This window comes from Rhodococcus sp. KB6 (assembly GCF_001445685.1).
Lineage (GTDB): Bacteria > Actinomycetota > Actinomycetes > Mycobacteriales > Mycobacteriaceae > Rhodococcus_F > Rhodococcus_F qingshengii.
This window is the reverse complement of record NZ_LNAK01000010.1, coordinates 14,262-37,446: the sequence shown is the minus strand read 5'-3', so window position 1 is coordinate 37,446 and position 23,185 is coordinate 14,262. Positions and strand designations below refer to the sequence as shown.

The 23,185-nt window shown below is 63.1% G+C and carries 14 protein-coding genes and 1 tRNA gene; 8 read left to right on the top strand and 7 right to left on the bottom strand.

All coding sequences use genetic code 11. The annotated features are described in order from the left end of the window. Positions 1-11 precede the first annotated feature (11 nt). The 4 genes from thrC to argS are packed head-to-tail and all read right to left on the bottom strand — an operon-like array spanning position 12 to position 5,471. Positions 12-1,094, bottom strand: a complete 1,083-nt coding sequence (thrC, locus tag ASU23_RS02085) for a threonine synthase (protein ID WP_003941280.1) — start codon at positions 1,092-1,094, stop codon at positions 12-14. Beyond that, on the bottom strand, positions 1,091-2,404 hold the full coding sequence (locus ASU23_RS02080; RefSeq protein WP_007726192.1) for a homoserine dehydrogenase: 1,314 nt from the start codon (positions 2,402-2,404) through the stop codon (positions 1,091-1,093). Before ASU23_RS02080 ends, thrC begins: the two co-directional genes overlap by 4 nt. Then, positions 2,401-3,822: a diaminopimelate decarboxylase gene (lysA, locus tag ASU23_RS02075; protein ID WP_003941384.1), complete on the bottom strand. Its 1,422-nt coding sequence runs from the start codon at positions 3,820-3,822 to the stop codon at positions 2,401-2,403. The genes ASU23_RS02080 and lysA overlap by 4 nt, the downstream gene beginning before the upstream one ends. Next, on the bottom strand, positions 3,819-5,471 hold the full coding sequence (argS, locus tag ASU23_RS02070) for an arginine--tRNA ligase (protein ID WP_003941360.1): 1,653 nt from the start codon (positions 5,469-5,471) through the stop codon (positions 3,819-3,821). The genes lysA and argS overlap by 4 nt, the downstream gene beginning before the upstream one ends. Before the next feature lie 216 nt (positions 5,472-5,687). On the opposite strand from argS, the gene ASU23_RS02065 reads away from it, so the two are divergent. Beyond that, the gene (locus ASU23_RS02065) at positions 5,688-6,515 is read left to right on the top strand and encodes a DUF3105 domain-containing protein (protein ID WP_003941378.1); all 828 of its coding nucleotides are present in this window, start codon (positions 5,688-5,690) and stop codon (positions 6,513-6,515) included. Continuing rightward, positions 6,508-7,227, top strand: coding sequence for a DUF305 domain-containing protein (locus tag ASU23_RS02060; RefSeq protein WP_058037051.1), 720 nt, complete (start codon positions 6,508-6,510; stop codon positions 7,225-7,227). The genes ASU23_RS02065 and ASU23_RS02060 overlap by 8 nt, the downstream gene beginning before the upstream one ends. Positions 7,228-7,282: 55 nt before the next feature. Here the strand turns inward: ASU23_RS02060 and ASU23_RS02055 are convergent, their stop codons facing one another. Next, positions 7,283-9,652, bottom strand: a complete 2,370-nt coding sequence (locus tag ASU23_RS02055; protein WP_058037050.1) for a phosphoketolase — start codon at positions 9,650-9,652, stop codon at positions 7,283-7,285. Between the two features lie 243 nt (positions 9,653-9,895). On the opposite strand from ASU23_RS02055, the gene ASU23_RS02050 reads away from it, so the two are divergent. Next, positions 9,896-9,971 (top strand) — tRNA-Arg (locus ASU23_RS02050). Positions 9,972-10,217: 246 nt separating this feature from the next. Here the strand turns inward: ASU23_RS02050 and ASU23_RS02045 are convergent. Beyond that, complete coding sequence (locus ASU23_RS02045) at positions 10,218-14,693, bottom strand: hypothetical protein (RefSeq protein WP_058037049.1); 4,476 nt, start codon at positions 14,691-14,693, stop codon at positions 10,218-10,220. A 770-nt stretch (positions 14,694-15,463) separates the two neighbouring features. Here ASU23_RS02045 and ASU23_RS02040 point away from each other — a divergent pair. The 3 genes from ASU23_RS02040 (at position 15,464) to ASU23_RS02030 (ending at position 19,727) form a co-directional block, all read left to right on the top strand. Then, on the top strand, positions 15,464-16,390 hold the full coding sequence (locus ASU23_RS02040; protein WP_030537328.1) for a LysR substrate-binding domain-containing protein: 927 nt from the start codon (positions 15,464-15,466) through the stop codon (positions 16,388-16,390). 128 nt (positions 16,391-16,518) lie between these two features. Further along, positions 16,519-17,847, top strand: a complete 1,329-nt coding sequence (locus tag ASU23_RS02035) for an MFS transporter (protein WP_007726181.1) — start codon at positions 16,519-16,521, stop codon at positions 17,845-17,847. A 2-nt stretch (positions 17,848-17,849) separates the two neighbouring features. After that, positions 17,850-19,727 carry an FAD-dependent monooxygenase gene (locus tag ASU23_RS02030; protein ID WP_058037052.1) on the top strand — a complete coding sequence of 626 codons (1,878 nt, stop codon included), beginning with the start codon at positions 17,850-17,852 and terminating at the stop codon, positions 19,725-19,727. Between the two features lie 73 nt (positions 19,728-19,800). On the opposite strand, the gene ASU23_RS02025 is transcribed toward ASU23_RS02030, so the two are convergent. Next, complete coding sequence (locus ASU23_RS02025; RefSeq protein WP_007726177.1) at positions 19,801-21,330, bottom strand: MFS transporter; 1,530 nt, start codon at positions 21,328-21,330, stop codon at positions 19,801-19,803. A gap of 85 nt (positions 21,331-21,415) precedes the next feature. Between ASU23_RS02025 and ASU23_RS02020 the strand changes: the two genes are divergently transcribed. After that, on the top strand, positions 21,416-21,793 hold the full coding sequence (locus ASU23_RS02020; protein WP_003941367.1) for a MarR family winged helix-turn-helix transcriptional regulator: 378 nt from the start codon (positions 21,416-21,418) through the stop codon (positions 21,791-21,793). A 233-nt stretch (positions 21,794-22,026) separates the two neighbouring features. After that, positions 22,027-23,178: a N(5)-(carboxyethyl)ornithine synthase gene (locus tag ASU23_RS02015; RefSeq protein WP_042445537.1), complete on the top strand. Its 1,152-nt coding sequence runs from the start codon at positions 22,027-22,029 to the stop codon at positions 23,176-23,178. Positions 23,179-23,185: the final 7 nt, after the last annotated feature.

Genomic DNA, 23,185 nt, shown 5'->3' with positions numbered 1-23,185 from the left:
ATCCACGGACACTATGCAAGCTCGAGGGCAGCCGCGACGGCAACGGGATCGACACCGATCGGCTCGACGTTCGGCATACCCTTCAAAGCCGTGTCAGGATCCTTGAGACCGTTACCGGTCACCGTGCACACGACGGTCAGGCCCGGCTCGAGCCAGCCCTCTGCACGTGCGGCGAGCAGGCCGGCGACACTGGCTGCCGACGCCGGTTCGACGAAGACGCCCTCGGTGGCGGCGATCAGACGGTAAGCCTCGAGGATCTTCTCGTCGGTGGCGGCACGGAATGCACCGTTCGACTCTTCCTTCGCGGCGACAGCGCCGTTCCAGGACGCGGGAGAACCGATTCGGATTGCGGTGGCGATGGTTTCGGGATCCTTGACGGGTGCACCGTTGACCAGCGGAGCCGCTCCGGCTGCCTGGACGCCGAGCATGCGGGGCTTGACCGTGGTCAGACCGTCCGCGTAGTACTCGGAGTATCCGCGCCAGTACGCGGTGATGTTACCGGCGTTTCCGACCGGGAGTGCGTGCACGTCGGGAGCCTTGCCGAGCACGTCCATGATCTCGAATGCCGCGGTCTTCTGGCCTTCGATGCGCACCGGGTTGACCGAGTTGACGAGGCCGATGGTGGGGAACTCGGCCGTGGTCTTGCGTGCCAGCTCGAGGCAGTCGTCGAAGTTGCCCTGGACCTGAATGATCTTGGCACCGTGCATGACTGCCTGCGCAAGCTTGCCCATGGCGATCTTGCCCTGCGGGATGAGCACGGCGCAGGTCATGCCTGCCTTGGCTGCATACGCAGCGGCCGAGGCGGAGGTGTTGCCGGTGGACGCGCACAGAACTGCACGCTGGCCACGGGCCAAGGCGTCGGTGACGGCCATCGTCATGCCGCGGTCCTTGAAGGAACCGGTGGGGTTGAGACCCTCGACCTTGAGGTAGACGTCGCAGCCGGTGATCTCGGAGAGGTGGCCGGCCGGCAGGAGCGGGGTGCCGCCTTCGCGCAGGGTGACGGTCTTCCAGTTGTCACCGATCGCGAGACGGTCCCGGTATGCCTCGATGAGACCCGGCCATGCCTTGTGGACGGGGTTGACGATGCCGGTCATTGTTCAGTGCCTTCCAGTCGCAGCACGCTGGTCACAGCGGTGACGAATTCGAGTTCGTTGAGGGCCGCCACGGTCTCGGAGAGAGCCGCGTCGGTTGCTACATGAGTGACGACCACCAGACGCGCGCCGGCGCCGGCGCCCTCCTGGCGGACTACGGAGATGCTCACGCCGTGCTTGGCGAACTCGGCGGCGACTGCGGACAGCACACCTTCCTTGTCCGCGACCTCCATGTTCACGTAGTAGCGCGTGAGGATGTCGCCCATCGGGGCGACCTTGAGCTTGGCGTACTTGGACTCGCGGGGGCCGCGGCCGCCGTGAACCTTGTTGCGCGCAGCCATCACCAGGTCACCCATCACCGCGGAAGCGGTGGGGGCGCCGCCTGCGCCCTGGCCGTAGAACATGAGCCGGCCGGCGTTCTCTGCTTCCACGACAACGGCGTTGAACGCGCCGTTGACCGAGGCCAGCGGATGGCTGAGCGGAACCAGCGCCGGGTACACGCGAGCGGAAATTCGCTCCTTGCCCTTGGGCGTGACGATGCGCTCGCAGATCGAGAGCAACTTGATCGTGCAGTCGAGTGCCTTCGCCGACGCCAGGTCGGCGGAGGTGATCGTGGAGATTCCTTCGCGGTACACGTCCGCGGCAGTGACGCGGGTGTGGAACGCGATCGACGCGAGGATCGCTGCCTTCGCCGCGGCGTCGTAGCCTTCGACGTCCGCGGTCGGGTCGGCTTCCGCGTATCCGAGGCGTCCGGCTTCGGCGAGGGTCTCTTCGTAGTCGGCGCCGGTCTCGTCCATCGCGGAGAGGATGAAGTTGGTGGTGCCGTTCACGATTCCGGCGACCTTGTTGACACGGTCTCCGGCCAACGACTGTGTGAGCGGGCGGATCACGGGGATCGCGCCGGCAACAGCGGCCTCGAAGTACAGGTCGACAGAGTTGGCCTCTGCAGCCTCCGCCAATTCACCGGTGTGGTCCGCGAGCAGCGCCTTGTTGGCGGTCACGACCGACTTGCCGGAGTTGAGCGAAGAGAGAATCAGCTTGCGAGGGAGCTCGATTCCGCCGATCACCTCGACCACGATGTCGACGTCGTCACGACCGACCAGGGACTCGGCGTCCGTCGTCTGCAGTTCCTCGGGAATTCCGCGGTCCGAGCCGATACGGCGGACGGCAACCCCCCGCAGTTCCAACGGGGCGCCGACGCGAGCTTCGAGTTCCTCGGCCTGCTCACGAATGATCCGGACGACCTCGCTCCCGACGTTGCCGAGGCCGAGAACGGCCACACCGATAGCGCGATGCGCCGATTCGCTCGTCACTGCGATACCTCCAAGCTGAGCAGATCTTCCACTGTTTCCCTCCGCAGAATCACGCGTGAGACTCCGTCACGCACCGCCACCACGGCTGGGCGGGTGAGCAGGTTGTACCTGCTCGACATCGAATAGCAGTATGCACCGGTCGCTGCTACCGCTAGTAAATCACCGGGCCCGACGTCCTCGGGCATCCAGGTGTCCCGAATGACCACGTCACCGGACTCGCAGTGCTTACCGACGATACGTGCAACGACGGGATCAGCCTCGGAAGTTCGCGAAACCAACTTGGCTTCGTACTCCGCACCGTAGAGGGACGTGCGGATGTTGTCGCTCATCCCGCCGTCGACGCTGATGTAGCGGCGTGTCAGCGAGCTACCCACCGTGACGTCCTTGATGGTGCCGACCTCGTAGAGCGTCACCGTGCCAGGTCCGGCGATGGCGCGGCCGGGTTCGACGGCAAGCGTCGGCTCCGGCAATCCGGCCAGTGCGGACTCGTTGCGCACGATGTGGCCGAGCTTTGCTGCCAGTTCGTCGACGGGCGGCGGGTCGTCGGAGGGGATATACGAGATCCCCATGCCGCCGCCGAGATCGATGATCGAAATCTGCTTGGTCTTCTCGACTCCGAACTCGGTGACGACGTCGCGGAGCAAACCGATCACGCGGTGCGCTGCCACCTCGAAACCGTCGACGTCGAAGATCTGCGAACCGATGTGGCTGTGCAGGCCGACCAGTCGCAAGTTGTCGGCAGCGAAGACGCGACGGACTGCGTCGATCGCCGCTCCCCCGGCCAGCGAGAAACCGAACTTCTGGTCCTCGTGTGCGGTGGAGATGAATTCGTGGGTATGCGCTTCGACGCCGACGGTCAGTCGGATCAACACGTCCTGAACGACACCGGCCTCACCGGCGACACGATCGAGTCGGTCGATCTCGATCGACGAGTCGAGCACGACGTGTCCGACGCCCGCGGCGACACCAGCGGCCAGTTCGGCGACTGACTTGTTGTTGCCGTGCATGGCAATTCGCTCGGCCGGGAAGTCCGCGTGCAACGCGATCGCCAGTTCGCCGCCGGAGCAGACGTCGAGCGAGAGGCCTTCGTCGGCGACCCAGCGTGCGATCTCGCCACAGAGGAATGCCTTGGATGCGTAGTGCACCTTGGCATCCGGGCCGAAGGCGCGGGCCATGTCACGGCAGCGCGAGCGGAAGTCGTCCTCGTCGATGACGAACAGCGGGGTGCCGTACTTCTCGGCAAGTTCACCGACCTTGACACCCGCGAGGGTCACTTCACCGTCGTCGCCACGAGAAGCGTTGCGCGGCCACACCTGCGGTGAGAGTTCGCCGAAGGCTTCGGGGCTGGTCGGACGGTCGGGCAAGCCGGGGGCCTGCAACTGCTCGGCGTGCTTGGGGCCGGCGGGGTGCGCGTTCACATTTGCTCCGGTGCGGTGACGCCGAGCAGTTCGAGACCGTTGGCCAGGACCTGTCGGGTGGCGGCGCAGAGAGCCAGACGCGCGCGGTGCACGTCGGTGGCGTCTTCGTCGCCTTGCGGAAGGATGCGGCACGCGCCGTAGAAGCGGTGGTACGCACCCGCGAGTTCTTCGAGGTAGCGGGCAATACGGTGCGGCTCACGCAGATTCGCAGCGCTCGACACGACGCGTGGGTACTCGCCGATCGTGCGGATGAGGTCACCCTCCTGCTCGACGGTGAGCAGGGCGAGGTTGCTCGCGTCGGCGGACAGACCGAGGTCTGCGGCGTTGCGAGCGATCGCCGAGAGGCGTGCGTGCGCGTACTGCACGTAGTAGACGGGGTTCTCGCTGCTGGTCTTGGTCCACAGGTCGAGGTCGATGTCGATGCTCGAGTCGACCGACGAGCGGATCATGACGTAACGCGAGGCGTCGACGCCGATTGCCTCGACCAGGTCGTCGAGGGTGATGACGGTGCCTGCACGCTTGCTCATCTTGACGGCAGTGCCGTCCTTGACGAGGTTGACCATCTGGCCGATCAGCACCTCGACGGTGTCCGGATCGTCGCCGAATGCGGCAGCGGCAGCCTTGAGACGGCCGATGTAACCGTGATGGTCGGCGCCGAGCATGTAGATACAGAGGTCGAACCCACGGGCGCGCTTGTTCTGGAAGTAGGCGATGTCACCGGCGATGTAGGCGGCGTTGCCATCGCTCTTGATGACGACGCGGTCCTTGTCGTCGCCGTAGTCGGTGCTCTTGAGCCACCACGCACCGTCTTCGTGGAAGAGGTTGCCCGAACCCTTGAGGGATTCGACGGCCTTCTCGACCGCACCGGATTCGAAGAGCGAGTTCTCGTGGAAGTAGACGTCGAAGTCGACGCCGAAGTCGTGCAGGGTCTGCTTGATGTGCGTGAACATCAATTCGACGCCGATGGCGCGGAAGGTTTCCTGCTGCTCGTCGGCAGGCAGATCCATGACGTCGGGACGCTGCTTCAGAACCGAGGCGGCGATGTCGGCGATGTATGCACCGGCGTAACCGTCTTCGGGAGCAGGTTCACCCTTCGCTGCAGCGATCAGCGAACGCGAGAAGCGGTCGATCTGGGCACCGTGATCGTTGAAGTAGTACTCACGTGTTACCAAACCACCCTGCGCGGACAGAATGCGTCCGAGCGCGTCTCCGACTGCGGCCCAACGGGTTCCACCGAGGTGAATCGGTCCGGTGGGGTTGGCGGAGACGAATTCGAGGTTGATCTTCTTGCCGGCGAGGGAGTCACCCGAGCCGTACGACGCACCGGCTTCGAGAACCGACACGACGATCGCGCCCTGGGCGTCCTTGTCCAACCGAATGTTGAGGAAGCCGGGCCCGGCGATCTCGGCGGATTCGATTCCGTCGGCAGCGGTGAGGGCTTCGGCGATCCAGCCCGCCAGCTCGCGGGGATTCGTGCCGACCTTCTTGGCTACCTGCATGGCAATGTTGGTGGCGTAATCGCCGTGCTCGGGGTTGCGTGGTCGCTCGACGGTGAGGGTTTCGGGTAGCACGGATACGTCGAGGCCACGATCGGCAAGGACGCTCGCTGCGGTTCCGCGGAGCAGTTCGGCAAGGTCAGCTGGAGTCACAGGTATTCATCCTATTGCCTGCACACCGGAAGTGGAGACTCGCCTCACGCCTCGCTCTCCGTGAACGTGCGCGGGGCCGCTGTGGCGTGTCGCACGCCACTCTCAAAGTTTGCCCTCAGACTCGGAAAGTACAGTGGTAATGCCCGAGCTACCACCGCGTACCTTCATGCGCGGGCGCGCCACACCTCAAGCCCACACACCGAAAGAGCCCAATCGATGCCAAGCGGTTCCGATAGTCGCGGTCCCAACAAGAACTCCGGGGCCAAATCAGCCAAGGCCATCAAGGCCGCCAACAAGAACAGTCGGCCGGCCAAGAAGGGCAAGGGCGGCGTCCCCGCTCCCCGCCAGATCCCCTGGCTGTCGATCGGCGCCGGTGTGGCTGTGCTCGCACTCATCGCCGTGCTCGGTATCAATCTGTGGCCCAAGGTCGAGGAGCGGCAGGCCCTTGAGCCGTACAAGTACAGCTCCGAGAACAAGGATCCGTCCGACAAGATCGACGGCGTCCTCAAGATCGAGTACCCGGCCGGCCAGCACGTCGATTCCACTCAGCGCGTGGCGTACGACCAGACCCCGCCGTTCGGTGGCCCGCACGACGCCACCTGGGCTAACTGCACCGGAACCGTGTACGCCGACCCGATTCGCACCGAGAACGCCGTCCACTCGCTCGAGCACGGCGCCATCTGGATCACGTACAACCCCGATCTCGTCGACCAGGACCAGATCGACAGTCTCGCCGGACGCGTGAACGGCAAGTCCTACATGCTGATGTCGCCGTACCCCGGTCAGAGCAGCCCCATTTCTCTGCAGTCGTGGGGCCATCGCCTCGAGATCGACAAGGCCGACGACGATCGCATCGATCAGTTCATCACTGCGCTGAACCAGAACCCGAACGTCTACCCCGAGGTCGGCGCGAGCTGCACCAACCCGCTGTTCACTCCGTCGACGTCGCCGTTCGATCCGACACCTCCGGGCGCCGACGCCATCCAGATGGACGGCACGGGCGCTACCCCGGCCACCGACGAACAGATTCCCGCCGGTGGATAGTTCGACGAACACCGATCAGTCTTCGAAGCCGAGTCAGCGCACCGCACTGCTGATCATCGGTCTGATCGGCGCGATGGCCGTCGGTTTTGCGCTCGGCGCACTGACCAACCTCCTCGGACCCGATGCGAAGTCGTCACTGACCGTTCCGGCTTCGGATTCGGTGGACGTGGGCTTCGCGCAGGACATGAGCGTGCATCACAGCCAGGCCGTCGACATGGCGTCCATCGCCCTGACGAAGTCCACGGACAACGACGTACGCACGCTGGCGTTCGACATCTTGACCACGCAGCAGAACCAGCTCGGTCAGATGCAGGCGTGGCTGACCATGTGGGATCAGCCGCTGTCCAAGGTGGGCCCGTACATGGAGTGGATGTCGTCGGATTCGGGCTCCGGCCATGGATCGCACGGGACTTCGGCCACGATGGACATGAGTCATTCCGGGCCGGTCGACACCATGCCCGGCATGGCGTCCCCCGAGGACCTTGCGGCTCTCCGCGCAGCGGAAGGTCTGCAACTCGACACTTTGTTCCTGCAGCTGATGCTTCGTCACCACGAAGGTGGGCTTCCGATGATGGAGTACGCAGCAGCCGACGCCACCGAGGGGCCGGTGCGCAGCCTGGCGCAGACGATGGTCAACACGCAGCAGAGCGAGTCCAAGCTGATGACCGACATGTTGGCAGCTCGCGGCGCAGTGCCACTGCCCATGAACTGAGCAGAACTGAACTGAGCCGAGAATGTTCAGACCCAACTGGGCCTGGTCCTGAATTTCAGGACCAGGTCCAGTTTTCTACTTCCGGCATGTCTTCGAGGTGCTCGACGATGTAACGCGAGTGCTTTTCGAGTTGTGTGCGGCAGAACTCCGCCAACTCGGACGCCCCGGCCGGCCGACGCTTGGAGCGTCGTAGCGCCTCGATCACCAGGTGGTAGCGGCTCATCTTGTTGAGGACGACCATGTCGAACGGTGTTGTGGTTGTTCCCTGTTCACTGAATCCGCGAACGTGGAAGCGCTCGGGACTCGGACGCCCGTGAATCAGTTCGTGCACGGCACGCGAGTATCCGTGGAATGCGAACACGACGTCGGTCTGCGCGGAGAACAGATCGAGGAAGACCCGCTCCCCGAATCCGTGGGGATGCTCGGTTGGCGTCAGCAAGGCCATCAGATCGACGACGTTGACGACGCGGGTGATCAGTTCGGGTGTGTGATCGCGCAGCAACTGTGCAGCAGCCAGGATCTCCTGCGTCGGCACATCTCCCGCGGCGGCCAGGACCACGTCCGGTTCCTGTCCGCGAGCCTCGGTTCCGGCCCATTCCCAGACCGAAGCGCCCGCCGCGCAGTGCTCGTGCGCTTGCTCGAGCGTGAGGTACTGCAGGTGCGGTTGCTTGTCCACGACTATCAGGTTGACGTGGTCGGTACTACGCAGGCAGTGATCCGAGATCGAGAGCAACGTGTTGGAATCCGGCGGCAGCCACACGCGGATCACACTGGGTGCCAAGGGAATAACGGCGTCGATCATGCCGGGGCCCTGATGACTGAATCCGTTGTGGTCGTTGCGCCAGCACGTACTGGTCAACAGCACGTTGAGCGAAGCAACAGACGCCCGCCACGGCAGGTCGACGGCATGTTGGAGCCACTTGGCGTGCTGGATGAGCATCGACACGCTCACCATCGCAAATGCTTCGTAGCTCGCGAACATCCCGTGTCGGCCCGACAGCAGATAGCCCTCGAGCCAACCCTCGCAGAGGTGCTCGCTGAGGACCTCCATGACACGACCGTCCGCGGACAGCCCGTCGTCGTAGTCGGTGATCGGCAGTTGCCAGCAGCGATCGGTTGTCTCGAATACGGCGCCGAGGCGATTGCTCGACGTCTCGTCCGGACAGAAGAGTCGGAAGATCCCGCCGCTGTCCTCGGTTTCCGTGGCGGCGTAGATGTCGCGCAGAAGCTCGCCGAGCACTCGCGTCGTCTCGTGGAAGGTCGAACCCGGGGATTGGATAAGAAGCGCGTACTTTTCGAGCGGCGGCATCGGGAGATCGACGCGAAGTCGTCCACCGTTCGCGTAGGGAGTGCTCCCCATGCGCTTGTCCCCCGTCGGCGACAGCGCCGCCAGTTCCGCGACGAGTGATCCGTTGGCGTCGAACAACTCGTCCGGACGGTACGACCGCATCCACTCTTCGAGTTGCCGCAGATGTGATTCGTTGCTTCGCACGCCGGACAACGGCACCTGGTGCGCACGATGTGTGCCCTCGACCAAGATTCCGTCGACGGTGTGTGGACCGGTCCATCCTTTCGGCGTCCGCAACACGATTGCCGGCCACGAACCCGTCCACTCCTCTCCGCGGCGTGCGGCACCCTGCATCTCGCGGATCTTCTCGTGCGCCTGCGAGATCGCTTGATACAGCTGAGGAAACACCGCGTCGGGGTCGTCACCGGAGACGACGATCGGCGCCCACCCCTGTCCACCAAGATAGGCCTGGATGTCTTCGTCGCTGCTGCGTCCGTAGACCGTCGGCCCGGCGATCTTGGCACCGTTCACGTGCAGGATCGGCAGCACCGCGCCGTCGCGTCGTGGATTCAGGAACGCCGGGAGCTTCCACGAGCCGGACAACGGCCCGGTCTCCGCTTCGCCGTCGCCGATCACACAGGCCACCACGAGGTTCGGATGATCGAAGGCAGCGCCGGCCGCATGGGCAAGGGCGTAGCCGAGCTCGCCGCCTTCGTGGATGCTTCCGGGTGTCTGCACACTCACATGGCTGGGCACTCCGCCGGGAGCGGAGAATCGCCGACACATCCGGTGGATGCCCTCGGCGTCGTCCGAGACTTCCGGATAGATCTCCGAGTACGTTCCCTCGAGATACGTCGACGCGACCAGCGCCGGACCGCCGTGCCCGGGACCGGTCACGTAAAGCCAGTCTGCGCCGGTGGCGACGATGTGCCGATTGAGGAGCGTGTAGATCATCGACAAGCCGGGGCTGGTCCCCCAGTGCCCGAGCAGTCGGGGCTTGATGTGCTCGGCACGCAACGGTTCCCGCAGAAGCGTGTTGTCCTTCAGATAGATCTGCGCGACGGTCAGGTAGTTGGCCGCTGCCCACCACTTCAGGTCGAGCGCGAGCTGGTCTTCGGAATAGTGGTGATCGGTCATCAACGACTCCCGTACCTCACGAGGGTGCCCGAGCAGTCCGCCCGAGCCTGTGCTCAGAGCCGAGCCTAGGCGTAAAAAGCATCCGAGTCAGTCGGTACAGATGATTCGACGACCATGGTCCCCGGCCGCATCCTCGACTACCTCACGCGAGGACGCCATGCCGAGACGGGTGCCGGTTTGGTCTTGTCCCCCCGTGATGCGCTACGCTAACGCAGCCCAATCGGCACACCGAAAGTTCGGTGCGCCCCCGTAGCTCAGGGGATAGAGCGTTCGCCTCCGGAGCGAAAGGTCGCAGGTTCGAATCCTGCCGGGGGCACCACGGTTCGTAAGGCTGGAACAGGCCGCATTAATCGAAACGACTGGTCAGATGTCATCTTCGCCAGTGCGAAATGGTGCTCGTCTTACACCACTCGTTCAAAATGGTGATGCACAGGTCATTTTTGCATCCACTGACGGGCGTGCACCCCAGGCGAGCGTCAGCTCAAGTGGCGAAAGGTCGTTGGCTCCGAGGACGGAATACCTCTTGAGAGCCGTCTCGCAACCCCGGCGACCTGCGCGTCCTTATCTAGTTGCGCACGGCTCCATCAATTGCTCGATCGACTCCGTAAACACCGAGTTCGAGCAGGCGATCAAGAATATTGAGTAGCGCCGTGATGCGCCGTCGGTCGCGAGTCTGCGCCAACCCACGGACCGCCAGATCCGAGATGTAGCGAGCATCCCCAGCAGCACCGGTCCCGATGTCGGCGACGTCTTCACCATGGATGTTCAGAAAGTGGTGTGCAGCGAGGTCGACAAGATCGTCGACCTTGTCCGGCGCTTCCTGCAGCGTGATGAGCAGTTGCGGGGTCGCGTGCACGTAGCTTGGTGACGCGATCAAGTCAGCCAGGAACTCGGTGTAAGGGCGCAGGTCGCCTCCACGCAGGTGACCTGCCAAGGTGCCAACCTTTTTCCGAACCTCATCGTCCTCGTCATGCATCAGGTGGCGCAGAGTCGACAGCACGAGTTCTGAATCGGCGGATCGATCAACCCTCGCGGCGCAGACCTCAGCCAGGCCGACTCGAACTTCCACATCGCTGGCCAAGGCTCGCTCCACAAGGGTTGGACGCCCCCATTGCAACGCAGCGAATGCCGCCACGCAACCCCCTGCCCTCCGAGCCTCGGCATCTGTTGAGCTGAGCATGCGATCGATGACCGGATCGACTACTTCGGGATCGACGTTGCCGATGTAGATCATCAGGTCGTCCAACATCTCCGAGGCAAGTAGAAGATCGTCGGCGTCGATGAGGCGTTCGAAGGCTGCGTAGGCCGTTGGCCGCGCATGTCGTAGGCAGGCAGCGACGGTGTGGGCGACGCAGGCGCGGACACTCAATACTGGATCGCTCGCCAGCTCGGCGAGGCGGGGGGCAACTAGTTCCGTGCGCGTGCCATCAGGGTCGTGGATCAGGAGGCCGCCGAGCGACTCAGCCAAACTTCCTCGCGAGGTGTTGTATCCGTTCTGGAACAAGGCACGTCCGGGTTGGTGGTCGTGTCGGCGTACAAAGACGGGCGCGTTGTCGACAGGGTCAGGAGCGTGCAGCGCCCGGTCGAGGACCATCTCAACGATATCCAACGGTGTCTCGTCGTAGACGTGACGGACCGCCCAGCCAAGCCAGCGGTCACAGTTGTCGAGGCCGAGGCTCATGACGTGACGGATCGCGCCGAAGACGGCGTGCTGTGCTTCTTCTGGAACAGATGCTTCTCCGAAGCCCCACAGGATCGCGGCGGGATAGGCGTCGTTGGTCTCGGGCGTCAACTGCATGGCCAATCCGGCGAATCGAAGAGGATCCTCAGCCGTTCGCGCCTTCAGCTGGTGCGCCAACTCGCGCGCACCGCCTACCTCGCTGCCGAGGTCGCGGTCGTCGTTGTCGTGCTTTGCCATGGCCTGCAGCCACTGTGCGTTGCTCATCTTCCCTGTGGCTGGGCCACCAATCGGCGACCCGACCATGTAGGTGGTGATTCCGGTCGGTGGCTCGGGCAAATCGCGGTTGAACTTGCGCTGGTACTCCTGTAGCCGTCGATATCCCAACGGTGATAACCGCCTGCGGTCGAGCGCTGATAGGAACGTGAAGGCGGTGTAGCCGAACCACCGAAGCGTGTGGTGTAGGTCGGAAGATTGGTATGTCGCGGGAAGGTCTCGCAGCTGCTCCTCAAGCTGCAGGTGGACCTCATCGCTGACAATCGGCGCTATGGCCTCAATGACCTCGCGCGAGAGCCAGTGCGAATCGGACAGGTACCCTGCTTCCAGGCGGTTGCCGCCTTGGAGAATCAGTTCAGCTGCCCACGGGGCAAAGGCCAGGCCCCCAGCAATCAGAGCGCGATACAACAACGACTGCGCCGCGTCGCATTCGTTCGCCGCCAACAGTTGCAACATCGACTCGATGGCTTCCGGCGATGTCTTCGCCCACTCTCCGAGCGCGTCCGCCACGCCGTTGTACAACGCGTCATCGACGTCGCCGTACCCCGACTCCGTACGAAGTCTCAGGCTGAAGTGCCGGTCGCGAAGAAGATCTTGCTCGTGTCGGTCGTAGTGTGTGGCCTTCATGACTGCGAGCAGATGCGGCACGAACGCCTCGGCGAACGCTTGCGGCTCAGCTTTGGATGCTGCCTCGATCATCTGAGTAGCGCCGTACTCATGAATGCCAAGGACGGCTACCTTGCCGTCGCTACCGAGCACCAGAGCAGACGGACTCTCAACAAAACAGGCCTTGAGCATCTCGATTGCCCAGCGTGGCTGGTGTTCCGCAAGCTCGTGTGCCGACAGCCAGTGGTTGTGATCCGCTGGGTTGATCTGGCCGGCGCGGATTGCGTCTAGCAAGAGTTCGAATAACTGCCGGTCAAGGTGCAGGTCGGCGCGCTGCGTCACCCGATTGAGCCACATCACGTAGTCGGGTGACTGGTTCCGCGCCGTCAGGAGGCTTGCCACCTCGGCGCCATTCTCGGCGCCGGCGTTGCCCATCCAGTTGATGCTCCTGTCACGTAGTGCGGCGTCGTGACTATCCAGCCACTTGTCGATGTGCCCTTGGGCGTAGAACGGGACGAACCAGGTAGGGCGTGCGAGCTGCAGCAACAGCCGTTTCGTGAGCGTGGAGTCCCTCTCGGCAAGGCGCAGCACAACTTCGACATCCTCGAGCGTCGGAGCACTGACGTTCGCAAAGACGGCGACCACTGTCTCCTTGATGTGGAAGCGAACGTCTGCGCTGCTTAGGACCTCCTCGACCTCAGTCCGGAACTGATCGGGATCTCGCTCACGGAGAAGCTCGAGGATCTGCCTCACTTGCGCGCGTCGGAACAGTTCTTGCTCTTGGGCGCAAAGGAATTCAACCATCGACTGCTGTCGTGACAGCCACTGGCGGGCGAATGTGAAGTCGAAGAACGTCTCGTGAAAGAAGGAGACCCGGTCGTCTTCGATCGCGATGACTTGTTCGGAGGCGAGAACCCGCGCGTGTTTGATGAAGTCGCCAGGACCGAGGATCTCGACGGGGACGGACAACGTCTGGTCGTCGCTCGCGGTGTTGGCGATCCGGGCCAGCACGTCGTTGAACATTGTTCCGGGCCGTCGCTCTTCGGAAGTCTGTTCTTTGCGCTGCCAGAAGGCTTCAAAGAGTGATCCTCGGGAGGTGAAGTTTAGGGCACCTGGCTGGTCCGCGACCGTCTCCAGCAGGACGAGGTTGAGCGGTGACCTGAGGAGTGCACGTTGCGTAGCAGTGAGCAAGTCGGAATCGAGACCCATGGCTGAGACAGCCGCCGCCGCTGCTTCGTCAGGTAGCGGCTCAACGGTCAGGCGTTCGACATCGTGCCGCGCATCGAGTTTGCGGATACGGTGGTCGTTCTCGACGTCGAATAGTCGGCAAGCCAAGATGACGCGCACCCCGTCAACCGCCGTTGCTTCTTGAATGAGATCGGCAATGACGTCGTAGCGCTCCGATAGGCGCCCGGACGCTAGCGACACGGCGTCGAGTTGGTCAATGATCAGGAAGGCGTCGCGGCCGTCTGCCGCCTGTCGCAACGCCGCAACCGGCGAGGTCGCGAGGCCCAGCTGAATGCCCAGTTCGACGGTCGAACCGAAGGCGCCACGGCGGTCAAGCCGGAACGCCAATACCTCGGCGTCTTGCGCCTCGAACTCGCGCGCAGCCTGGTAAAGCACAGCACTCTTTCCACCACCGCCGGCCCCAACAACGAGTGCAAGGCGGGTCGTAGTCATGAGGTCGACGAGAGTTACGGCTTCCCGCCTCTCGATCGACGGCGAGAGCAGTTCGCGCTCGATCGTGCCGCGCCAGCTCTGGGTCGTTGCCACCACCTGCTCATGGGACGTTCGCCGTGCCAGGGAGTCGCGCGGAGTGATGCCCTCGCGAGCAAGAGCGTCAAGCAGTTCGCGTCGCGTCATCCTCTTTCGCAGGTTGTCGAGCAACACCGCCCCTATGGCGACCGCCATGATGCCGCCGGTCGCGCCCTCCATGCTCACTTCGGCGAGCATGGCGTTGGTCATGATCAGATGCTCTTCGACTTCAATCTCGATCCGCATACCGCGCAGGGTCTGCCAGGCCCCGTCAGAGCTACCGAAGACATTCGCCGTGGTCAGCTCATCGAAGGTTGGTCTCAACTCGCGCGTGAGCTGATGCGCAACGAACTGCTGTGGGTCTGCCGATTGCCGCGCTAGGCCAGCCATGACGCGAAGTGCCCCGCTCGGAGTCATCGAACTGAAGTGAAACTCACGCCCAGCGGCAACGTGGCGAGCAGCTGCCGCCAAGACTCCGCGACCTCTGAGGGCTGCGATCGTCCAGTGATCGGTGATGTTGTTCTGACGCTTCACCTGGGTCACCGAGACGTCGCCGTGCTCGTTGACGTAAGTGAACTCTGAGCCATCAGCCAGATCAGGGTCGATCTCTTCGAGCGTGAGACTGCGACGCTCGTCCTGGATACAGAGCAGAGCGTGACGGATAGCCCAGGCCAACTCGTATTTATTACCTAGCTTGTCCGCGACACCACCACTGGCACCGGCCATTCGGGGCGGCGCCGGATGCTGTGGCGTGGGAGTTAACTCGCTGCTCGACTGTTCGGATTTCTCGCTCTCCCCTTCAGATGGATAGGGACGAGGGGCGCCAGTCACATCAACAGGCTAGTTCCGCCCGGCGACATTCACCACCGCGGACCGTCGTGGCGCACGCCAATCTGGGCGGAATGAGGCATACGCTCTGACGGTCTGGGACGGATCACTTCGCTGAACGCGAGAAGTCAACCTTGCGCCAGGCGGTCGCAGGACTACGCCCTGGTCGTGGACTGCGGGGCGGACTTCGCCGGGGCGACGTAAAACGTCTCCCCAACTGCCGCAAGGGTCCTGCCTGCCACGTCGAGCTCGATCGCATACAGCACTCGCGCTCATCGAGTCCGCTGCGGCGCAGGCGCAGGCTGCCTTCTCCAACGACCAGATGCCCGATGTTGGCCGAAACTCGCTTGCAAGGTCGGCCAACGTCGCACACGTCTCGGATCGCTGGATCATCTGCCGCGCAACGACCGGCTCGGGCGAAGTTCTGCGCGGCCCAACTAGGGCCACCACCGCCCTCGCTTGTCTGCAACAACCTTGATCGAGGCTCCATCACGTCACCGCAGACGACTCGCGGACCAGTGAGGTACCAGCGTTTCCCTACTGGCGTGATGTTCTGCGACTGTCGCATTACGCGCACCACGAAGACGCAGGTCAGCGATTGATCGTCGACCTGTTCACGGTGCCACACCAAAATATTCAGGGCAATCTACCCGACTACTGTCGATCTCATGCCTCGCATCGATCCTGCTCCCACGTACACGATGCGTCAGCTTGCTGCGTTTGTCGCGGTAGCCGAGACCGGAACGATCAGTGCCGCGGCCGAGCGCCTGCACCTCTCTCCTTCCGCCCTGTCCGCGGCGCTCACCGAACTCGAACGCGCGCTCAAAGTTCAACTGTGCGTTCGCCGTCGCTCATTCGGCATTCAACTGACCCGCACCGGTGAATCCGTTCTGGTGCGCGCCCGGGCGCTACTTCAGCAAGCCGGGGAACTCGAATCCGATGCGCTCGGAACCGGCGGAAGCGTGTCGGGGCCCATCGCGATCGGCTGTTATCCCGCTCTGGGGCCGACGGTGTTGCCGTCGATGATCGCCGGGTTCACCCGTGAGAATCCTGACGCGCAGGTGGAGTTCCGCGAGGACACTCAGAATCGGCTCCAGACACATCTCGAGAACGGCGAGTTGGACCTCGCAATCGCTTACGACCTGGACCTGTCTCCACAATTGCGCACAGTTCCGTTGGCCATCCGCGAACCCTTGATCGTCCTGGGTGCAGAACACCCACTCGCGCGGTCCGAGCGACCGATCCATCTTCCGGACCTCGCGGAACACCCGATGGTTCTCCTCGACGCGCCGCCGAGCACCAAACACGCGCTCGACGTCTGTCGCGCAGGCGGATTCGCCCCGAAGGTTGCCTACAGAACTGCGAACTTCGAGACGGCGCGGGCATTTGTCGGCCGTGGCCTCGGCTGGACGCTGCTACTCCAGCGGCCCAAGATCGACGTCACGTACGAGGGGCTCGAGGTGGTCGTCAAGACCATCGCTTCCCCCGCCGTGCCGTCGGTGCACGTAGTTCTCGCTTGGCACCAGAACACTCGCCTCAGCCGCGTCGCACGCGCTTTCATAGAATTCGTTTCACCCTCAGAACCTGCCCAATAGTCCCGCTACCAGGCAGCGGAGCTGGTTCCACGTATTTTCCGTGCAAGAACCTCCATTTCTTTCGCTTTTCAATTGTTGTGGCGCACGTCATTGTTTCTTCAAGCCACATTCATCTCGAAAGGCACTTCATGACCTCCATCGCCTCACCGACCGCAACGCGCGCCGCCGCGACGGTCAAGGCGCGTAAGGCCGCCCTCGGCAGCTTTGTCGGCACCGCCATCGAGTGGTACGACTTCTTCATCTACGGCACCGCCGCCGCACTCGTGCTCGGCAAGCAGTTCTTCCCCGGCACGTCCGATCTGGCCGGCACCCTCGCCGCCTTCGCCACCCTCGCCGTCGGATTCGTCGCGCGTCCCATCGGCGGAATCGTGATGGGCCACTTCGGCGACCGCATCGGACGCAAATCCATGTTGGTCACCTCGTTGATGCTGATGGGCTGCGCCACCGTTGCCATCGGGCTGCTACCCAACTACGCCGCTATCGGCGTCTTTGCCCCCATACTCCTGGTGACCTTGCGATTCGTTCAGGGACTCGGTGTCGGCGGCGAGTGGGGCGGCGCAGTTCTGGTCGCCACCGAAAACGCACCGGAGGGCAGGAAGGGGCTGTACGGCAGCGCACCACAAATCGGTGTTCCCGCAGGCGTACTGGTGGCCAATCTCGTCTATCTCCCCCTCGCCGCCTTCATGGACGACGATGCATTCAACTCCTGGGGATGGCGAATCCCGTTCCTGCTCAGCGCAGTTCTGGTGGGCGTTGCGATGTGGATCCGTCTCGGCCTCGAGGAAAGTGACGAGTTCACCGCGTCGAAGTCCGAGGCACCGGCGGAGTCCATGCCGATTCTCGAGGTTCTCACCAGACACTGGAAGACTGTGCTCCTCGCCGGTGGAACCTTCATCGCCACCAACGGAATCGCGTACGCGTACATGGTTTACGTCCTCAAGTACGGCGAGACCGAACTCGGCTTCAGCAAGACCACGATGCTCTTTCTTCTCATCGCATCCTGCCCGTTCTGGATGGCGGGAATGGCTTTCAGCGCTCACAAGTCGGACACTCTCGGACGCCGGACCGTCTACATCCGCAGTTCGATCACCCTGGTAGTGGCGGCAGCGGTGTTCTTTCCGCTGATCGACACAGCGATCGTTCCGGTGATGCTCGTATCGATGATCGCCCTCGGCTTCACGCTCGGCTGCTGCGCCGGCCCACAAGCGGCACTGTTCGCCGAATTGTTTCCCGCACACATCCGCTACAGCGGAGCGTCACTCGGCTACCAGATCGGCGCAATCCTCGGCGGCGGTCTGGCCCCGATGATCGCCACCGCGCTCTACGCCGCCTTCGACACCTCGTTCGCCATCACCGCCTACTTCGTGATCATTGCCGTGATCAGCCTGGTTTCCATCCTGCTGCTCCCGGAACCTCAATTGATCCCGAAAAACACTGCCGCACAGAAAGCCTCGTGACCATGTCGACCTACTTTCATCCGAAGAAGTACGCACCCGAGGACTTCGCCTCCCTGGCGCCTTCGGCCGACGCACTTCCCGTCGTGATCGTCGGAGCCGGCCCCGTCGGCATGGGCGTAGCCATGGGCTTGGCGCAGCGCGGCATTGCCGTCACGATTCTCGAAGCGGCCGATCAGGTCTCGTTCGGCAGTCGCGCGATCTGCGTGTCACGCCACAGCCTCGAAGTTGCCGAACGCCTCGGCTTCGGTGCCGAGCTCGAAGACATCGTTCTGCCGTGGGTGGGTGGTCGGAGTTACTACCGCGATCAGGAAGTACTGCAGTTCCGCATGGCATCCGCCGAGCACGACGCGCGTGGACCCATGGTCAACGTCTCGCAATCCGAGTTCGAGCAGATCATGACCGACAAGCTGCTCGCTCACCCACTGGTGAACTTCCACTGGTCGTCGTCGATCGCCGGCATCTCCGTCGGTGACGACGAGGTGACTCTGACCGTCGACACCGCGTTCGGAACCCGCGAACTGCGCGCGGCGTGGGTCGTTGCCGCCGATGGTGGACGCAGCAAGATGCGCGAACTCAGCGGAATCCGCTTGCAGGGCAACAGCTACGAGGGCAACTACGTCATTGCCGACATTCATTGGGAATCGGAACTCCCGGCCGAGCGTCTGGTGTGGTTCGACGCACCCAGCAACCCGGGGTCCACGATCATCATGCATCGCCAACCACGGGACATCTGGCGCATCGACTACCAGCTCGACGCCTCGGACGATCCGGAAGCGGAGACGCAAGAAGATCGCATCCGTGACCGCATCACGCGTCACCTCGAATGGCTCCAGAGCGACATCCCCTGGACCCTGGAATGGTTCGGCTTCTACCGCGCCCACGCACTCGCTCTGGAAGATTTCACTCACGGCCGTGTGCTTTTTGCCGGCGACGCCGCGCATCTCGTTCCGATCTTCGGTGTTCGCGGCCTGAACTCGGGCATGGAAGACGCCGAGACCCTGGTGTGGCAACTAGCCGCCGTCATCAACGGAGCTGCCGATTCCACCATCCTCGACGCGTATTCGAAGGAACGTCGCAGCGCGTGGCAGCAGAACGTCGACAACGCAGGCAAGTCGACGCTCATCATGTCGCCGGGAAGTCACGGCTACCGGACCACCCGCGATGCCGTACTCGAACTCGCCACCAAGCGAAGCGAATTCGCGCACCTCATCAATCCGCGCCAGTCGAGTGCGACGCACGCCCGGCTCTCCCCGCTGACGTGGCCCACAGCTGCGGGCGCCGAGGGCGTACTACCCGGCGATCCGTTGGAAGACAGGGTCGTCCAGGTCTCGGCGGACGGTTCATCTACCTCCTTGAACAGTCTGCGCGGTACTGGATTCGGCCTGCTGGCTTTCGGACTGTCAGCTGAGCTGGTATCCGAACTCGACACGCAAGCCGAAATCCTTGCTCAGGCCCTTGCACCGGAAACCGTACGCGTGATCACCGTGGGAACTACCGACTCCACGGTTCCCGATGCCGAAGGCAATCTCGCATCTGCCCTCGGCGCACGTGTCGGCGAGATCTTCGTGATTCGGCCCGACGGATTGGCGCTGTGCCGCATCAGCGATCCCACGCAATTGAACGACGTGGCCAAACACCTCACCGCCGGCACTGCGCCGACGCACTTCGATACGGCACAGTCGGCGACAACTGCGGTGGTCGACGACGAGGGCCATCGCGAGCACGTCTGGTTGGCACTGTCGAACGCACTGGATCAGGCTGATCCGTCCGACCGCGAAGCCATGTTGGCGCGCCTTGCCTTGATTCTCGGTTCGCAAGCTACGTCGACGACCTTCGACGTAGCACTGAAAGACGCTGCCCTGAAATCTGCCACGCGATAGTTCAGACACAGCAACTCGGCCGCGCAGGATTGTCCCCTACGCGGCCGAGCGCATTCGCGGATGAAGCGAGTATTCAGTTGACCTCGGCCAATTCCTTTTCTTCCTCAGCGCGCATTTCACGCACGGATCTTCCCCGCTGCGACCTTCCACGTACCAGCGGCGAGACGGTGATCGCCAAGCCCACCAGCGCGACCCCGGTGACCAGGATCAGTCCGGGATGGAACTGCTCGAATCCGGCGGTACCGGCGCCGGACGCGGTGTGCGATCCAGCGGTTACGAGGGCAGTGGTCAGAGCGAGCACGAGCGCCGCACCGACCTGAGCGGAGGTGTTCACCAGCCCGGACGCCAAACCCTGCTCCGAGTCGTCGACACCCGAGGTGGCCTGGGCCATGATCGAGGTGTACCCCAGCGCGAATCCGAGTCCGAGCAGGATGACGCTCGGCAGAATCGCCACGACGTACGACGGTGAATCGCTGCCCGCGAAGAGGAACCAGAGGTACCCGACGCTGAGCGACGTCAGTGCCGCGATGATGAGCTTGGCACTGCCGTACAGGTCGACCAGCCGTCCGACGAACGGTGATCCGAAGGCGACGATGATGCCCGCGGGGAGCAGTGCCATCGCCATCTTCAGGGGCGACCAGCCGAGGGCCGACTGCAGGAAGATCGTCATCATGAACTGGAAGCTCAGGTAGGAACCGAAGAGCGCGATGATGGCCAGATTCGCACGAACGATAGTGCCGACGCGCAGAAGCCCAAGTCGCACAAGCGGATGCGCCACCTTCTTCTCCACGAAGAAGAACGTCGCCAGAAGCACGGCTGCGACGGCGAACGAACCCAGCGTCATCGGGTGTGCCCATCCACGGGTCGGAGCCGAAACCATCGTGTACACCGTGAGAAGCATTCCCGTCACCAGGGTGACGGCGCCGACGAGATCGTGTCCCCCGGTATCTGCGGGACGGTCCCGCGGAATGAGGAAGTACCCACCGATCAGCGCGATGACGGCAAACGGAACCGGCATCAGGAACGTGAATCGCCAACCGGCACTGGTCAACAGCCCACCGAGGATCAGACCGGACGAGTAACCACTGGCGCCGAACACGGAGAACACCGACAGCGCACGGTTACGGGCCGGACCTTCCTTGAACGTCGTGGTGAGAATGGACATTGCGGTCGGAGCGGTGAAGGCCGCGGCCAATCCCTTCACGAATCGTGATGCGATCAGCAGTGTTCCGTTGTCGACAAGGCCACCGACCAGCGAGGCGATTGCGAACACGGTCAGTGCGATCAGGAAGACCTTCCTGCGCCCGAGAAGATCGGCGGTACGCCCACCGAGTAGCAACAGGCCGCCGAATCCGAGGACGTAGCCGTTGATGATCCACTGCAGCGAGGTAGTGGACAGGCCCAGTTCATTGCCGATGGACGGAAGCGCGACGCCCACCATCGACACATCGAGACCGTCGAGGAACAACACGAGGCAGAGCACCGCGAGGATGCCCCACAGCTTGAGGGACCAGCCCTCCCCTGTGGCCGGATCCGAGGATTCCGTAGAAACCGGGGCTTCCGGCGAATCGAATGGTTTGAGTGTCGAGTCTGTGCAAGTCACGTCAGCGAGAATAGATGCACATGCACATAATGCACAAGCATTTAATGCAATTGCACGTAATCGAGTCTTCAACTAGAATGCGGTCGTGACGTCGGAATCCGAATTGCGCAACACCTGGCGCTCGCTGTCGACCAGCTACAACGACATCGCGTGCGAACTCGATCGCCAGATGCAGTCGGCGCATGGGCTGAGCATGAGCGACTTCGAGGCTCTCGACCGACTCATGGACGCCACGTGCGAACGTCCACGCATGCAGGAGCTTGCCTCGGAGATGTACCTGAGTCCCAGCGCGCTCTCCCGTAGCGTGGCCCGTCTCGAGAAGGCCGGACTGGTTCAGCGAGCACTGTGCGAGGCCGACCGGCGCGGAGTCTTCGTCGACGTCACCGACAAAGGACGTCAGGTACACGCGGACGCCAGCAAAATCCAACTGGCCGTACTGGACTCACGCCTGCGCGAGCAGTAGCCACACGTCAGCGGAGCACGACACAGCGCCCGGCCACCGGGCGAGGGCCGTTCCGGACTAGACTGAGCACATACCGACGCGCCTTTCTGTTGCCGTCGGCGATCGACAGCAGCGCAGCCAGCACGCTTTCACGCGGTCCTGGCCGAGGCAATCTGCCAGCGTTCCTGCGGCTTCTGCTAGTCCCTCAGGCTCCTGCCTGACATCTCTACCTGCTCCTATCGAGAGATACACAATTGAACAACGCACGCACCCTTGGAGTCATCGGACAGTCGAGCAAACCGGCAGAACGCCGGTTGCCGATCCATCCTGCGCATTTCGATCGCATCGATGCCGAACTACGTTCTCGGATCTACCTCGAAGAAGGCTACGGCCACCCCTTCGGCTACTCCGACGACTACCTCTCGCGCCTCGTTGCCGGAATCCGCACGCGCAAGCAGATTTTGGCGGAAACCGATGTGGTTCTGCTACCGAAGCCGTTGGTGCGTGACCTCGCCGAACTACGGTCAGGTCAGGTTCTCTGGGGCTGGCCGCACTGTGTCCAGGACACCGAACTGACACAGATCGCGATCGACAAGAAACTGACTCTCATCGCCTTCGAGGCCATGAACTTCTGGCACAGCGACGGATCGTTCAATCTGCATGTGTTCCACAAGAACAACGAGCTCGCCGGTTATTGCTCGGTACTGCACGCCCTGCAGTTGATCGGTTCCACCGGTGATTACGGCCGGCGTCTCACCGCTGCCGTGATCGGTTTCGGAGCCACTGCACGCGGCGCGGTCACAGCACTCAAGGCGCACGGTATCCACGAAGTGGACGTCCTCACCCAGCGTGGAGTCACCGCGGTCAGCTCCCCCATCCACTCGGCGCGCATGGTCTCGTTCGACAACAACAACGGTGACGTCCGTGGCAGCCACGTCATGCTCGACAACCACAGCGTGCCGGTGCCCGGTTTCTTGGCCGAGCACGACATCGTCGTCAACTGCGTACTGCAGAACACGGACGCCCCACTGACGTTCCTGACCGAGGAAGACCTCATGGACTTCCAACCGGGAAGCCTCATCGTCGACGTCTCGTGCGACGAAGGCATGGGGTTCAGCTGGGCGCGTCCCACCTCGTTCGCGGATCCGACCTTCATCGTCGGCGACAACATCACTTACTACGGCGTCGATCACAGCCCGTCGTACCTGTGGAACTCCGCGTCGTGGGAGATCAGCGAATCACTTCTTCCCTACCTGCCCACTGTGATGGCAGGAGAGACGGCCTGGAAGGCAGACGAGACCGTCGATCGGGCCATCGAAATCCGAGACGGCGTCATCGTGAATCCCGCCATCACACGTTTCCAGCACCGCTCGTCGGACTACCCGCACGCTTTCATCGCGGAGTAGGCGCCCC

Coding starts and splice junctions, on each gene's coding strand:
- thrC (WP_003941280.1), bottom strand. CDS start 1,094: ATGACCGGCATCGTCAACCCCGTCCACAAGGCATGGCCGGGTCTCATC.
- ASU23_RS02065 (WP_003941378.1), top strand. CDS start 5,688: ATGCCAAGCGGTTCCGATAGTCGCGGTCCCAACAAGAACTCCGGGGCC.
- ASU23_RS02055 (WP_058037050.1), bottom strand. CDS start 9,652: ATGACCGATCACCACTATTCCGAAGACCAGCTCGCGCTCGACCTGAAG.
- ASU23_RS02045 (WP_058037049.1), bottom strand. CDS start 14,693: ATGGCCGGTGCCAGTGGTGGTGTCGCGGACAAGCTAGGTAATAAATAC.
- ASU23_RS02040 (WP_030537328.1), top strand. CDS start 15,464: ATGCCTCGCATCGATCCTGCTCCCACGTACACGATGCGTCAGCTTGCT.
- ASU23_RS02035 (WP_007726181.1), top strand. CDS start 16,519: ATGACCTCCATCGCCTCACCGACCGCAACGCGCGCCGCCGCGACGGTC.
- ASU23_RS02030 (WP_058037052.1), top strand. CDS start 17,850: ATGTCGACCTACTTTCATCCGAAGAAGTACGCACCCGAGGACTTCGCC.